The 546-nt window shown below is 63.9% G+C and carries 1 protein-coding gene; it reads left to right on the top strand.

Translation table 11 applies throughout. The features are described 5' to 3' along the window. A partial coding sequence (locus AC1DS5_RS25490) for a hypothetical protein (protein ID WP_477721028.1) occupies positions 1-546 on the top strand: 546 nt, incomplete at both ends.

The following is a 546-nucleotide window of genomic DNA, read 5'->3' as shown; positions in this document are numbered from 1 at the left end:
ACTCGATGCGGCCGGAATGGTCGGTTACAGTGCTGGCGCGACGACGGTGACCGGCAACACGATCCTGCTGCGTAACAGCGGTGGTAGTTTCGTTGATCCGTTGGTTACGGCGCAAGGCACGCTTGCGGTCAATGCCGAGCGCATTGTGCTCGGTGCGGGCGCCAAGACGATGCGCGGTTTCAACGCCGTCACGCTGACGGCGGCGAAGGTCATTGCCGGGCAGGGCGATGGCAGTCTGGATGCATCTGGCAATCTCACACTGGTGGCGCCGCTCCTCATGGGCGAGAATGGTGCGGGCCAGTCCATCGTTACCACAGGCCACCTGACGGTCACGGCGCATGACACGACCGCTGCTCGTGACGTCAACAGTCTCGGTTCACGCTGGGCATTGACGGGCGCCGCCGTCGATTTCGGCGGTCGTATCGATGCGCTCGGCGGCAGCGTGTCGCTGACCGCAACCGGGGGCAACGTCAATGTCCTGGGCGGTGCCATTATCGATGTCGGCGGGTGCGGCAAGACGTTCAACGACGTCACGGACTATGCCAG

The sequence above is a fragment of the Polaromonas sp. P4_H1 genome, assembly GCF_056400945.1.
The sequence above is the reverse complement of the archived record's forward strand: the minus strand, read 5'-3'. Positions and strand labels throughout refer to the sequence as shown.